Consider the following 12,495-nt stretch of genomic DNA (forward strand, 5'->3'; position numbering starts at 1 on the left):
TTAATTAAAAATATAAAAAAGCACAAAGGAAGTCTTCTTTTGTGCTTTTTTTGAATCAGAATATGCAAAAGAATTTTTTAATCATTGCCGGAATCTTCCTATTTCTGGAAGTTTACATTTATCAGGCTGTCCGAACACTGACCGATAATTTCTGGATAAGAACCAGCTATTGGGTAATCTCTTTAATCATATATGGGATATTCGCTTACGAAGTCACCCATTATCAGAGATCAGACCGAAGTACAATGAGAGCCCAGATCATGATCTCTCTATTTCTGGTATTCATACTTCCAAAAATATTTATTGTTTTATTCTTATTGATTGATGACCTTATCAGAATCGGAGGATACCTGATAGGCTTTGCAAAACCTGCTGAGAATTTCTTCCCGGAAAGGCGAAAGTTTCTGAGTCTTGTCGGGTTAGGAATGAGCGGTGTACTTTCTGCCCTATTCATTGATGGAATTACCTTTGGTAAATACCGTCATAAGGTAAGAAAAGTCAAAGTAAAGTTCTCTAACCTTCCGAAAAGCTTTAAAGGGTACAAAATCATTCAAATCTCTGATGTTCATAGCGGAAGCTTTGCTGATCCAAGTAAATTACAGCATGCTGTTGATCTGATCAACGAACAAAAACCCGATCTGGTTTTATTCACCGGAGATATGGTGAATAACGTAGCAGATGAGTTCAAGCCTTTCATTCCTTTATTTTCAAAAATTAAAGCGAAAGATGGCAAACTTGCCGTGTTAGGAAATCATGATTACGGAGATTATGTAACCTGGGATTCTCCAGCAGCCAAGAAAGCAAACCTGGATACCTTGATCGATTACGAAAAGCAAGCCGGATTTGATATGTTGAGAAATGAACACAGAATCATTGAAAAGAATGGAGAAAAATTATACATTCTCGGGGTTGAAAACTGGGGACTAAAACCATTCCCTCAATTTGGAAAAATTGATGATGCTTTAAAAGGAGTACCTGATTCCGCTACAAAGATCTTAATGAGCCATGACCCCACTCACTTTGATTATGTGGTAAAAAAACACCCTAAAGATATCCACCTAACCCTTTCAGGACATACTCACGGGATGCAATTCGGTCTGGATCTTAAGAACATAAAGTGGTCACCTGTTCAATATCGTTATCCAAAATGGGCAGATCTTTATGAAAGCGAAGGGAAATTACTTTATGTTAACAGAGGATTCGGAGTATTGGGATATCCGGGAAGAGTTGGGGTATTACCTGAGATTACGCTTTTTGAATTAAGTTAATAAGGAGTGAGGTTCAGGCACATTTCTGACCTCATATTGTTTGATTTTTTTATAAAAACAACAGCATTTGATTTAAAGATACTTTTGAGCAAACAACTCAATACGTGTTTTTGAATCAAGTGCTTTTTTTATTTAATATAATCTGAAAAATACTAAAATATATAATCTTTCATTCGGGAAGTGGCCATTTCTTTTTCATTAATGAAGGAAAGAAAGTCTTCCAGTTTATCCTCCATTTTTTTACCCGAAAATAAGCTTCTATAAAATGGGATATCAAAACGGTATTTATTGAAATCTGTGAATTGCCAGATATTGAGATACACCAGAACGAACTCTTCATTCTGTAATGTTTCCAACACCATATTCTGATAATACTTCATCGGCAGAATCTGGAATACAAAATCATTGTAAGGTAATTGACTGTAAGGAGAGATACTTTCCGGCACAATACTCAGTCCATCTTCTTCTGTAATTTCAGTATCTCTTTTCAGACGTTTGAATGGAAAAAGGATATTGGCATTATCGATATTGGAGACATAATTGAATTCCAAAAGCTTTAGATTTTCTTGCGGAATTTTTACATCTTTCTGACGAATGCCTCGGATCTGTTTTCCCAAAAGATCCTGAATATCCTTTTTGGCATTTTCAATTTCTTCCAGATTTGAACCTTTATTATAAAAAGCAATTTCATGCCCTTGGGATGAAATTGCTTTGATAAGATTTTGCAGTTTTTCAGCAAGAGAAACCTCCACAAAAAAACTTGCTTTTGTATCATGAATATCTAAAATTCTGAGAATCGCTTTTGTATTCTCTTCTGTTATTTTCAACCTATCTCCATCGGTAATCTGAGAACCTCTTTTTACTTCGGCCTCAATATTCGCAATGTTAAAAGTCAACAATATCATTTAAATTAAATTTTAGATAAAGTTTATAATAAATTAAAAATCAATCGTTAAAGCAATACTTAATTAAAGTATAACTTTACATTATTAATCCTTAGCTAATTTTACTTTAAGATTCTTGATCATATCTTTAGACATTTCAGAAATTCCGAAATCGTAAGACAATCCCCAATCTTTTTTAGCTACAGAATCATCAATTGAAGCCGGCCATGAATCAGCAATTGCCTGTCTGAAATCCGGGTTATAATCAATCTTAAAATTTGGGATTTCTTTGGTAATTTCCTCTGCCAATTCTTTTGGAGTAAATGACATTCCGCCTAAGTTATAAGATGAACGAACCGTTAAACTTTCCTTCGGAGCATCCATTAATTTCAGCGTTGCATTGATGGCATCATCCATATACAACATTGGCATTCCTGTGTTCTCAGAAATGAAACTTGTATACTTTCCTTCTTCAATGGCTTTATAGAAAATCTCAACCGCATAGTCAGTAGTTCCACCTCCTGCCGGAGTCTTCCATGAGATCAATCCAGGATATCTGATACTTCTTACATCCACTCCATGTTTATCGAAATAGTATTCACACCACTTCTCCCCTGCCATCTTAGAGATTCCGTAAACAGTTGTTGGATTCAGTACCACATCCTGTCCTACGTCATGTTTTGGAATTCCTTTTCCAAACACAGCGATAGAACTCGGCCAGAAGATCTTTTTAAGAAGCCCTTCCTTAGCCATTTCACAAAAATGAAGGAGAGGTTCAAGATTAAGTTTCCATGCAAAAATAGGTTGCTTTTCCGAGGTTCCGGATAAAAGCGATGCAAGGTGATACACTGTAGTGATGTCATAATCCTTAATGATCTGTCTCACTAATTGAGTATTCGTAACATCCATCCTTTCATAATGACCCGCAGAAGTAATTCCCTCCTGCCATCTGTCAAGCCCTGAAGCGATAACATTTTCCGCTCCGTGAATTTCAACAAGTCTATTGGTAAGCTCGGTGCCAATTTGTCCCAAAGCACCTGTAATCAGTATTCTTTCCGTATAGGATTCCATTTTTCAGATTTTTTTTAGAATTGTACAAAAGTAAAAAAAACATGTCAACCATAATAATAAAGGTGAATTTAAAATGTATTCCCAAGTTGTCATGATTTTTTTTTAAACTAAATTTTGATTATTGCAGGAAACCTGAAACTGGAAGCTGGAAGTTATTAAAGCCCTTAAATACTAAAAAAACAAACTTATACAAGTTACAAGACCAATAGAAACTCCCAGATTCCCTCTTCCTTCTCCCTATTCTCTCTATCCTATTTTCCTCGCTCCAAGCTCAGGTTATTGATGTAATTTCCATATTTTTGTTATAAGAAAAACAATCAATATGAAGAAGATCTTAATGGCTTCGATTATATTAGCCAGCCAGCTTAGCTGGGCTCAGTTTACAGATATCAATATTGTAAAAGAGGTAAAGGTTAAGAATAAAGGTGTAGTGGTCTCTGCCCATCCATTGGCAAGTGAAGCAGGAGCAAAAATCCTGAGAATGGGAGGAAATGCCTATGATGCGATTACCGCTACTCAATATGCACTGGCAGTAGTATATCCTCAGGCAGGAAACATCGGTGGTGGTGGATTCTTGGTGGGGGTAAAAAATAATGGTGAAAAATTCACTCTGGACTACAGGGAAACAGCTCCCAAAAAAGCTTCCAGAGATATGTATCTGGATAAAAACGGAAAAGCAAACACTGATCTATCTCAGAACGGACGTCTGGCAGTAGGTATTCCAGGAAGTATAGCTGGTTTTTTTGCGACCTTGAAACACTGTAAACTTCCTATGGAAAAGATTATCCAGCCTGCTATTGATCTGGCAGAACAAGGGTTTGCTATTACCGAGCAGGAAGCAGATATGCTGAATAATAATAGAGAGCATTTTAAGAAACATAATACATCAGCCATCATTTTTGTAAAAGACAACCTATGGAAAGCCGGTGATCTTTTGATTCAAAAAGACTTGGCTGAAACTTTAAGATTGATCCAAAAACTGGGAGCTAAGGGTTTTTATGAAGGAAAAACAGCTGACCTTTTGATTGCCGAAATGAAAAAAGGTAATGGGATTATTACATTAGATGACCTTAAAAAGTATAAAGTTGCTGAAAGAAAAGCTTTAGAATTTGACTACAAAGGCAATAATGTCGTTTCAATGCCTTTGCCTTCAAGCGGCGGATTACTTCTTGCCCAGATGTTGAGAATGGCTAGCTTTGAAAATCTTGAAAAATACCAGCAAAACTCAACACAAGCTGTTCAGATCATGACGGAAGCAGAAAGAAGAGCTTTTGCAGACAGGGCTGAATATATGGGAGATCCGGATTTCATTCAGGATAAGACACCTTACCTGATTTCGGACGAATACTTAAAAGGCAGATGGAAGAGCTTCAGTTTTGATAAAGCAACTCCAAGTGCTGAAGTCGGAAAAATCATAGAACAACCTAAAGAATCTACTCAAACCACTCATATCTCTGTTCTTGACAAGGATGGCAACGCTGCTTCAGTAACCACTACTCTGAACGGATATTATGGAAGTAAGGTATTGGTTTCAGGAGCCGGTTTCTTTTTGAATAATGAAATGGATGATTTCTCTATTAAGCCTGGCGTTCCCAATATGTTTGGAGCGGTAGGTGGAGAAGCCAACTCTATTCAGCCAAATAAAAGGATGCTTTCTTCTATGACGCCTACAATTTTGCTTAAAAATGGAAAACCTTATATGGTCGTAGGAACTCCGGGAGGAACTACTATTCCCACTTCCGTATACCAATCCATTGTCAATGTAGTTGATTTTAAGCTCAATGCTAATATTGCAGTGAATGCTCCTAAGTTCCATCATCAGTGGCTTCCGGAAACCATAAAAGTAGAAAATAACTTCCCGGAAAGCACCATTACTGAACTGAAAAAGAAAAATTACACCTTTGAAAAGGTAAAACAAATTGGAAAGACAGAAGTAATTGTTCTTGACGAAAACGGCAACATTCACGCTGTAGCAGATGGTCGTGGAGATGATTCTGTAGCTGTGGAATAATAATATTCTCCCTAATATAACCTATATAGCTTCGGCTTCATTCCTTACAGACGAGATTATCTGTGGAATGAAGCCGAAGCTTTTTGATATCTCAACTTAAAACAACAGATTAATTTCCATGACTTTTATCAGTTTTTTAGATGAAATTTCTTAATTTTCGCCCTTAAAAAAACAAAACGACTGTTCATTGAAAGCAAAAAAAATATACAATCAGCTCTATTTTCAGGTAATTATCGCCATAAGTGCGGGAATTTTACTGGGAAACTTCTATCCTGAACTGGGAGAAAAAATGAAACCTTTGGGAGATGGCTTTATCAAACTGGTAAAAATGATCATCGCTCCGGTAATCTTCATTACACTTACTCTGGGGATTGCTCATATGACTGACCTTAAAAAAGTGGGAAGAATTGCTATAAAAGCAATGATTTATTTCTTCACCTTCTCTACCCTAGCCCTTATCATTGGTCTGGTAATCGGGAATCTATTACAACCCGGACATGGATTAAACATTGACCCTGCAACTCTTACCGGAAATGTCTCAGAATACCAGGAGAAGGCTCATGAGTCTACCCTTACACGCTTTATTATGAATATTATTCCTGAAACACTTTTCAGTCCTTTGGTAGGAGATAATATTCTTCAGGTACTTCTTGTTGCTATTTTAATGGGTGTTGCATTGGTTTTAACAAAAGAAAAAAGCCAGAAAGTAACTGATTTTCTTCAGGATCTTTCTGCTCCCATTTTCAAGATTGTTCATATTCTGATGAAGCTTGCTCCAGTAGGTGCTTTCGGAGCCATGGCATTTACTATAGGAAAATACGGTATTCATTCTGTCCTGAATCTTCTATTTCTGGTGGCCACCTTCTATATCACCTCTTTCCTTTTTGTTGTTTTGGTGTTAGGAGCAGTGGCATGGTACAATGGATTTAACATTTTCAAACTGTTATTTTACCTTAAAGAAGAGCTTCTTTTGGTTTTGGGAACAAGCTCTTCGGAATCTGCGCTTCCGGGAATTATGGAGAAAATGGAAAAAGCAGGTTGTTCACGAACCATAGTAGGTCTCGTAGTTCCTACTGGCTATTCTTTTAATCTCGACGGAACTAATATTTATATGACGCTTGCTTCACTGTTTATTGCCCAGGCACTCAATATTCCCCTTTCCATCGAAAAGCAACTGATGCTTCTTTTGGTAGCTATGCTCAGTTCAAAAGGTGCAGCTGGAGTTACCGGTGCAGGTTTTGTAACATTAGCTGCAACATTAGCTGTTGTGCCGGAAATTCCCATAGCCGGAATGACCTTAATTCTTGGTATTGATAAATTTATGAGTGAATGCCGTGCCTTAACAAATGTTATAGGGAACTCTGTAGCTACTGTTGTGGTAGCAAATTGGGAAAAACAACTGGACAAGGAACAACTACAATATTGCTTGGATAATCCTCAGGAGGTTGAAAAAGAGCTGGAAGGCTGATTTTAGATAAGAGAGAGTAGACGAAGAGATAAGAGACGAAAGAGATCCTCATGTATTGTTTGGACAGTGAATCTCAATAGTCAATTTTATCTCGTAAGTGAATAATGAAAGGGCTGCAAAACCAACAACTTTGAAAATTTAAACCAAAATATTCAAACTTGCAGGCTGTACTTTCACATGGACAGGGGATTCTATTTTATTGAATTCCCCATCAAGATGCCAGTTTTTGGTATTTACTTTAAATGAAATCTCTGAAACAGGAAGGTAAGTAACATATTCATCATCTTTTAGCCTCTTGGTAAACATTCTGAAAGCAAATAATGCAGAATAAGTTAAAGGAAATTTTTTAACCAAAACCATATCTACCAATCCGTCACTTTTGCTTGCTTTGGGTGCAATATAGGCGTTATTTCCGAACTGACGGGTATTGGCAATATTCAGCATCAGATACCTTCCGTTGTACTGTTTATATTCCTCTTCAAAGAAAGTAACCTTGATCGGTCTATAGTTAAAGAATGTTTTCAGGGAAACTTTGATATAATTTTTGAAGCCGCGGCTGGTTTTTTCAAATTCTTTGACCACTTTCCCATCAAACCCTGTTCCTGAAACGTTGATGGAAAGCCTGTCGTTAACAGTAAAAGTATCAATCTTTCTGGACTGCTTGGCTTTTATTTTCTCTAAAAGTTCATCCAAATTCTTACTGAAACGGGTTTCATTGGAAAATCCATTCCCCGAACCTGCCGGAAAAATAGCCAGAATTTTATCTGTAGAAATCAGATTTTTTGCTACGGTAGAAATTGTTCCATCCCCGCCAATAGCCACAAAAACATCTACTTCATCAAAATGTTTTTTGATAAATTCGTCTGTTCCCGGAATAGATTCAGAGACGTAATACAAAGGATTACCTACCTTATTTTTAAGTTCGTTCAAAAACGGCTGATAATTCTTTTTGGCCGAAAAAGGATTGATAATAAAAGCTACTTTTTCCATTACCGCAAAAATAGAAAATGCTTCCTGAACCCGGAAGCATTAAGTTATTTAATTTTCATTCTTTCTTTAAATTCTGCATTTAATGTCCCTTTCAACTCCTCCCATGAAATAGGAATCGTGATATCTCCAGCTGCAAATGCTGCAATTTCATATGGGCTATAGTGAAAATATAGATTTTTGTCATCAAAATAGAAGTTGTCTGAAGCTGGAATCTTTTCCACCAACAACATTTCTGAATTTTTCACACTTCCGTCTCCATCCATTGTTCCGCTGTTGATATTATTGATGTTTCTCATCAACATGGCTTCAAGTTTAGCCTTTGGCGTGGAAGTAATATCTTTTAATTCTAATTTTTTATTGTTCTTCAGGTCAAATATCCTTTCTGAGAACCCATAATTATCATGTGCTCCGCCTTCATATCCGCTTCCTGTATACTGAATATGCAGATACCCATTGGTATTGGATACAAGGTTCATATGGGAACTTGAATACCAATCCTGGCCATAAGTAATATCTGAAGCCCAATCTTTGCTGTCTTTTTTTATAGAATTAAAATAATTATTTTTTTCACCTTCCACATACGTTTGGAGTCCTGTTTTAGAAAAATCCTTTATTTTATCATTCTGAAAATAGATGCTGTCTAAAAGACTTTTATCTTTTATAGTAGGAAATACCAATAACTTAGAAGTATAAGTAAGCTTTAAAGAATCTGCTATTTTTGTAGAATCTTTTACTATTACTGAATCAACTACAAATTCTTCAGAACTTTTATTTTCCGTTTTATCGGTTGGTATTTCTGCCGTTTTATCTTTCTTACAAGCAGTAAAAACAAAGAACGAAGAAAGTGCAAGAACGGCAATTGTATTTTTCATAATTTTAATTTTTGGTATTTAATACAAAAACCATTCAAAAGATGAATGGTTTTAAAAAATTTATTCAAAAAAGTTAAAATAACTCTTACAAACTCCTTATTTTTATTTCTTTACAAGGCTGATTACCTGATTTTGTTGCTTAGAAGCGACTCCCCAAATTTGTTTGAAAGCCGGATAATATTCTTTAGGATAATCTGCACTGGCCACTTTTGTGTAAGATGTTAGTTCCAGTTTATTTCCTTTTTGTTCAACAGCATAACTGAATTCTATCTCTTTATCATCTGTCCTGATCTTTTTATTTTTTGGCATTTCTTCAATGACATATCCTTCCGGAAGTTCAAGAATTACTTTTTTCACTTTCATGGTAGGGGCACCAAAATCAATAGGATACCTTCTGTCCTCCGTCTGATCGAATTCATTGGATACTTTATTTAAAAACAACATTGGATTGATGATTAATTTTTTTCCTACTTTGTCTATTAAATTGGATGATGAAAATTTCATAGTGCTTTCAAATTCTCCGTTTTCCAATACTTTTGAATCAATTCCTGTAAAGTCTATAGAGAAATTCTCTTTATATTGCTTTTTATATTTTTCGGGGTTCTCATCGTAACTATCTTTCACATACATCGCAAAAGCTCCAGTATCTTTATCTGAATAAGATCCTGAAATCGTGCCATCGTCATTCAACTTTGCATCAATTGTGAGGAATGTGTTGCTCTCTTTCCTATTTTCCATCTGAATTTGTAGAGCTTTGGTCTTAGTTAATAAAATCCCGTATTGATTCCAATCTCTTAAAGGAAGCTCATCTATGGAAGACTGTTTTGAAGTAGCATCATATATACGATACTGTCCGCCCATATTCACTGATGCAAGCACAAAATCCATATTAGAAACATTGGGTGAGACAAGATTGATGATCCCATGTCCTACTGTAGAAATAACCATTGGATCTGCCTGAAGGCCAGCTTCACGGAAAAGCATAGTCAGATACAGATTAATTTCTGCAGCATTCCCTACTTTGGTCTCCAATAGTTTTTTAATTCCATCATCAGTATAGATTCCCTTATCTTTGTTCCAGGTGAATGTTTTTTGGACATATGAAAATAGAGCATTGGCTTTTTCAAGGTCAGTTCTCATGTTGAGTACGCCTGCAGGCATATTATCCTTTGCCAGTTTTGTTTTCTTTAATTCATCTCCAAAATATTCATTTTCATAAAGTCTTTTACTGATCTGATCCCAAGAAGAGGAATAAAGTTTGAATTCTTTAAAATTGGTGGAATGAAGTTCTGCACTTACCTTTGTTCTGTAATTTCTGTCATTTCTTACAAATTTTTCTGGTTTGAAGCCTTTTACATTCTCGTATGCAAATCTATACGTTTTGTATTGGGCACCAAAAATAGACTGTTCTTCTATTACTCTGTGCTTAGGAATCAAAGCTCCTGTATAGTTTATGTTATAAGAAATATTAATGGGAGCATCTAAAACATATTCTGTATAAAGAGAGGGTGTATCCGATTCAATTAAAAATTCTGGGATATTGAATAAATAAGGTGAGATAATCTCATACTGATATTCTAATACAGATCCGTTTTTCACATTGGGAAAAGCAAATTTGGTTAAGTTTATGTATTTACTTTCCTTACTTTTATATTGCGAACTTTTTTCCACTTTTACAGGAACGGTAGCACCATTCTCTAAATTATAGGTAAAGGCTTTGAATTTTCCCAACAGCTCTTTATCTGATCCCGACTGATACAGAGGAACTTCAAGATTTAACCAATCTTCTGCTTTGTCTTTATCATACACTTTTACTCTATAAAAATATTTTTTATGCAAATTTCCTGTAGAGTTATCGATCATAAAATGTACTGATTTATATAAGATCTCTGCCGGAGCATTTTCATCTAATAATGACTTTGCTTTTGAAAGATCTGCATCAGAGAATTTGGGCGGATTCAAAAACTCATGCTTTTGAGCTTGAACGACCATTATGTTTGCTGAACAAATAATCAGCAATATTATTTTCTTCATCGTTTATATTTTTGTGATTAAAATTTTTGAGTTATCCATGTTTATTATTTTCTTTCTGAAGCCTACATAATCATTGTATTTCTCTTTTGAGTAGGTTCCTTTATTGATCTGGATCTTTCTAATGACCTTTATTTCCTCGCCATTTTTAACAAAGCTCAATTTATAATGACCAAATTCAGAATTAATATTGGTATCATCAGGGGTCTCATCAGTCTTATAACCTTTAGGAATCGTAAAGTTGATCTCATAATCATCTTCATAAGATTGTCTGATCTCAAAAGGCAGCTCACGGTTTTCTTCTGTTTTATAAACATTATCTGAGAAAATAGGAACGGCTCTGAATATGAGACTGCTTCCTGCATTTTTACAATAATTATTAGTTTTAAAGTCTATATCATAGGTAATAACAGCTTTATCTTTGTCATTGACAAAGTTTTTCATTTCCACTTTTTCAAAGTTTAATACATCAAATCTTTTTTTCAATGCATCATTTTTTTCTTTGGGGTTAAGGCTGCCAAATCCTAAATTATAATCATATTGATTTCCTGTATAGAAGAAATTTCCTTCTCCTGATATGCTGTTATCTTCTCCTATTTTTATTTTCAGTTTTTGTTTTTCTTTATTCTGATCTGCTGAATAAATTGGTGTATTAATCAATTCAATCCCATTTTTCTTTATAGAAAGTACATTTCTATCTGTAGTACTATAACTTAAATGATTGAATGCAGTCTGCTGTGATGTATTTTCAAGCCAAATATTTCCGTTTTCTGTAGGCACCATTAAAATAGCATGGTTTCCGCCCATTTTCGGAAAGTCCGGATCAAAGGAAACCTGTGAACCTCCTGAGTTGATCACACAGTAGTAAGAAGGAATTCCCGCTTCATTCAATAGGGTTTTCATATAATTGGTAAGACCTTTACAGTCTCCATATCCTTTTTTATGCACTTCATCCGGCATCATAGGAAGCCAGCCTCCAATCCCCAATCCCACATATATATATCTGGTTTTGGCTTGCATATACTGATAAATCTTCTTTACCTTTTCTTCTACAGAGCCCTGAAGTTGTAGAGCTGCCACTTCGGATTTAATGGTAGGGGTAGATACGGCTACAGGGTCAATAAGATTGTTATAATACCACGTTCCAAAATCTGTCCAGTTATTTAAAGTTCCTTGTTTCCTGCCAGATTGAACTTGGTAAGAGCAAAACTTACCTTAGGCAATATTTTAACAGGCTCCGGAATCAATAATGCATCATCTATGGCAGGAACATTTTTATAAGAATATTTTTTTTCATTCCCATTACTACTCTCCGTTGCTGAAGCGTAGTTATATTTTGATGGATAAATTTTGGTTCGAAGATCAATTCCTGAGGTATTAATAACCTTCATTTCTGCTTCCTCCAAAGAGGTATTGGTAGAGTAAAAGGGTACAAAATCAGGGATGAAAATAGTATTTTTACCTTGAGACTGATAAGAAAAATCAATGGTATAAGGATATTGAACAGGAGTATATGAAAATATCATTACTCTATTATCAGAATAAAACACTCCTTGTGTATTATTTGCAAAATCGCTAAAATCCGATTTAGAATAACTTTTAATTTTCTTTCCGGATTCATCATAGATGGTAACTTTTATATCGGAAATACTGGTTGTTTTATCATAAGGAATATAAGCAGTCGCTTTTTCATCACCATCTTTATTTAAAACGGTGGTTACTGTAGTATATTGATACTTTATTTCATCAATTTTATTGATCTGAACCGTTGTAAGATCTTTTCTGATAACAACGTTAGCATTTTTCTTTAAATTTTCTGGGATTGAAGAAGCCGGATAGCTTTGGGCAAAATATAATGAGGCTGTAGACAATGCCCCAAGAAAGAATATTTTCATCATGG

Annotated in this window: 10 protein-coding genes; 3 read left to right on the plus strand and 7 right to left on the minus strand. The window is 35.2% G+C overall.

The genetic code is table 11. From position 1 onward, the window contains the following. Positions 1-62 precede the first annotated feature (62 nt). The gene (locus QWZ06_RS17580) at positions 63-1,268 is read left to right on the plus strand and encodes a metallophosphoesterase (RefSeq protein WP_290299990.1); all 1,206 of its coding nucleotides are present in this window, start codon (positions 63-65) and stop codon (positions 1,266-1,268) included. 152 nt (positions 1,269-1,420) lie between these two features. On the opposite strand, the gene QWZ06_RS17585 is transcribed toward QWZ06_RS17580, so the two are convergent. Together QWZ06_RS17585 and QWZ06_RS17590 are read right to left on the minus strand one after the other, a co-directional pair. Beyond that, positions 1,421-2,173 (minus strand): polysaccharide deacetylase family protein, encoded by a 753-nt coding sequence (locus QWZ06_RS17585; protein WP_290299991.1) that lies wholly within the window; start codon positions 2,171-2,173, stop codon positions 1,421-1,423. A gap of 84 nt (positions 2,174-2,257) precedes the next feature. Next, on the minus strand, positions 2,258-3,223 hold the full coding sequence (locus tag QWZ06_RS17590) for an NAD-dependent epimerase/dehydratase family protein (RefSeq protein ID WP_290299994.1): 966 nt from the start codon (positions 3,221-3,223) through the stop codon (positions 2,258-2,260). Between the two features lie 322 nt (positions 3,224-3,545). On the opposite strand from QWZ06_RS17590, the gene ggt reads away from it, so the two are divergent. Both ggt and QWZ06_RS17600 read left to right on the plus strand, forming a co-directional pair. Next, the gene (gene ggt, locus QWZ06_RS17595; RefSeq protein ID WP_290299996.1) at positions 3,546-5,234 is read left to right on the plus strand and encodes a gamma-glutamyltransferase; all 1,689 of its coding nucleotides are present in this window, start codon (positions 3,546-3,548) and stop codon (positions 5,232-5,234) included. 187 nt (positions 5,235-5,421) lie between these two features. Then, a complete protein-coding gene (locus QWZ06_RS17600; RefSeq protein WP_290299997.1) occupies positions 5,422-6,702 on the plus strand; it encodes a dicarboxylate/amino acid:cation symporter in 1,281 nt (426 codons plus the stop codon). A 138-nt stretch (positions 6,703-6,840) separates the two neighbouring features. Here QWZ06_RS17600 and QWZ06_RS17605 read toward each other — a convergent pair whose 3' ends face one another. The 5 genes from QWZ06_RS17605 to QWZ06_RS17625 all read right to left on the minus strand — a co-directional run bounded on the left by QWZ06_RS17605 (position 6,841) and on the right by QWZ06_RS17625 (position 12,493). Continuing rightward, complete coding sequence (locus QWZ06_RS17605) at positions 6,841-7,692, minus strand: diacylglycerol/lipid kinase family protein (protein WP_290299998.1); 852 nt, start codon at positions 7,690-7,692, stop codon at positions 6,841-6,843. Between the two features lie 44 nt (positions 7,693-7,736). Next, on the minus strand, positions 7,737-8,564 hold the full coding sequence (locus QWZ06_RS17610) for an RsiV family protein (protein WP_290300000.1): 828 nt from the start codon (positions 8,562-8,564) through the stop codon (positions 7,737-7,739). A gap of 102 nt (positions 8,565-8,666) precedes the next feature. Then, complete coding sequence (locus QWZ06_RS17615; protein ID WP_290300002.1) at positions 8,667-10,598, minus strand: transglutaminase-like domain-containing protein; 1,932 nt, start codon at positions 10,596-10,598, stop codon at positions 8,667-8,669. Positions 10,599-10,601: 3 nt separating this feature from the next. Continuing rightward, on the minus strand, positions 10,602-11,675 hold the full coding sequence (locus QWZ06_RS17620; RefSeq protein WP_290300003.1) for a DUF3858 domain-containing protein: 1,074 nt from the start codon (positions 11,673-11,675) through the stop codon (positions 10,602-10,604). Between the two features lie 83 nt (positions 11,676-11,758). Further along, a complete protein-coding gene (locus QWZ06_RS17625) occupies positions 11,759-12,493 on the minus strand; it encodes a DUF3857 domain-containing protein (RefSeq protein ID WP_290300005.1) in 735 nt (244 codons plus the stop codon). Positions 12,494-12,495 lie beyond the last annotated feature (2 nt).

It is taken from the genome of Chryseobacterium tructae, from assembly GCF_030409875.1.
In the GTDB taxonomy this organism is placed as follows: Bacteria; Bacteroidota; Bacteroidia; order Flavobacteriales; family Weeksellaceae; genus Chryseobacterium; species Chryseobacterium tructae.

Excerpts from the sequence above, each read along its gene's own strand:
- QWZ06_RS17580 (WP_290299990.1), top strand. The coding sequence starts at position 63 with ATGCAAAAGAATTTTTTAATCATTGCCGGAATCTTCCTATTTCTGGAA.
- QWZ06_RS17585 (WP_290299991.1), bottom strand. The coding sequence starts at position 2,173 with ATGATATTGTTGACTTTTAACATTGCGAATATTGAGGCCGAAGTAAAA.
- QWZ06_RS17590 (WP_290299994.1), bottom strand. The coding sequence starts at position 3,223 with ATGGAATCCTATACGGAAAGAATACTGATTACAGGTGCTTTGGGACAA.
- ggt (WP_290299996.1), top strand. The coding sequence starts at position 3,546 with ATGAAGAAGATCTTAATGGCTTCGATTATATTAGCCAGCCAGCTTAGC.
- QWZ06_RS17605 (WP_290299998.1), bottom strand. The coding sequence starts at position 7,692 with ATGGAAAAAGTAGCTTTTATTATCAATCCTTTTTCGGCCAAAAAGAAT.
- QWZ06_RS17610 (WP_290300000.1), bottom strand. The coding sequence starts at position 8,564 with ATGAAAAATACAATTGCCGTTCTTGCACTTTCTTCGTTCTTTGTTTTT.
- QWZ06_RS17615 (WP_290300002.1), bottom strand. The coding sequence starts at position 10,598 with ATGAAGAAAATAATATTGCTGATTATTTGTTCAGCAAACATAATGGTC.
- QWZ06_RS17625 (WP_290300005.1), bottom strand. The coding sequence starts at position 12,493 with ATGATGAAAATATTCTTTCTTGGGGCATTGTCTACAGCCTCATTATAT.